Origin of the sequence: Neoroseomonas rubea (assembly GCF_016106015.1) — a bacterium.
Taxonomy (GTDB): Bacteria; Pseudomonadota; Alphaproteobacteria; order Acetobacterales; family Acetobacteraceae; genus Neoroseomonas; species Neoroseomonas rubea.
In genome coordinates this window covers 1-1,101 of sequence record NZ_JACADQ010000631.1, presented here as the reverse complement: position 1 = coordinate 1,101, position 1,101 = coordinate 1, and the positions used below count along the sequence as shown (strand labels likewise).

Genomic DNA, 1,101 nt, shown 5'->3' with positions numbered 1-1,101 from the left:
TCCCCGTCGCCCCGGGCGGCAGCCTCGACATCCTCGGCCGCGTGCTGGCGCGGCACCTGGCGCCGCGCCTGGGCCAGCCGGTGGTCGCCGAGAACCACCCCGGCGCCGGCAGCAACCTGGCCTTCGAGCTGACCGCGCGGGCGCGGCCGGACGGGCATACGCTGCTCGTCGGCTCCGACCCGCTGACGATCAATCCGGCGCTCTATCCGCGAATCGGCTTCGACCCGGTGCGCGACTTCGCCCCTGTGATCGAGGCGGTGCGCGCCCCACAGGTGCTGGTGGTGAACCCGCGCTCCCCGGCGCGGGACCTGGCGAGCTTCGTCGCCTGGGCGCGGGAGGCGGAGGGCAGGCTCTCCGTCGCCTCCCAGGGCAATGGCTCGATCGGGCATCTCGCCGGCGCGCGCTTCGCGCAGGAGGCGGGCCTCGCCTTCACCCACATCCCCTATCGCGGCGGCGGGCCGGCGGTGGTGGATCTGGTGGCGGGGCATGTGGAGGCGCTCTTCGTCACCCTGCCCGCCGCGATCGAGCATATCCGCGCGGGCCGGCTGCGGGCGCTGGCGGTGACCTCGGCGCAGCGCGGCGCCGCGCTGCCGGATGTGCCGACGGTGGCCGAGGCGCTGCTGCCCGGCTTCGACGTGGTGACATGGCAAGGCATCCTCGCCCCCGCCGGCACGCCGCCCGCGGCGATCGCCCGGCTGGCCGGGGAGTTGGCGGCGATCCTGGCCTTGCCAGAGGTGGCGGGCGACCTGGAGCGCCAGGGCTTCACCGTGACCGCGACCGGCCCTGACCGCTTCGCCGCGCATATCCGCGCCGAGGCCGCCCGCTGGCCGGAGGTGGTGCGTCGCGCGAATGCGCGCCTGGAATGAGGAGCGAATGCGCGCCTGGAATGACGCGCCGGGAGCGCCTGGACGGACGCGCGGGCGGTCGCCGCGGATGCCCGCCTGCACTGACAGGCGGGCGAACGCGGGACGCGCTGCGCCCGCACGCGCCGAGACCGATGCGCCATGAGGCGCCTGAAGGACGGGCCGGCGCGCTCATCCCATGCCCCGCGGGGCGCGCCTGGGGCGACGCCCCGGAGCACCCCTCGACCGCGCCGGGCGC

At 76.6% G+C, this 1,101-nt stretch carries 1 protein-coding gene; it reads left to right on the top strand.

Annotated elements, in window-relative coordinates; all coding sequences use genetic code 11:
• Positions 1-866, top strand: an 866-nt coding sequence (locus tag HW577_RS25455; protein WP_198378870.1) for a tripartite tricarboxylate transporter substrate binding protein, incomplete at its 5' end; no start/stop codon positions are given.
• Positions 867-1,101: the final 235 nt, after the last annotated feature.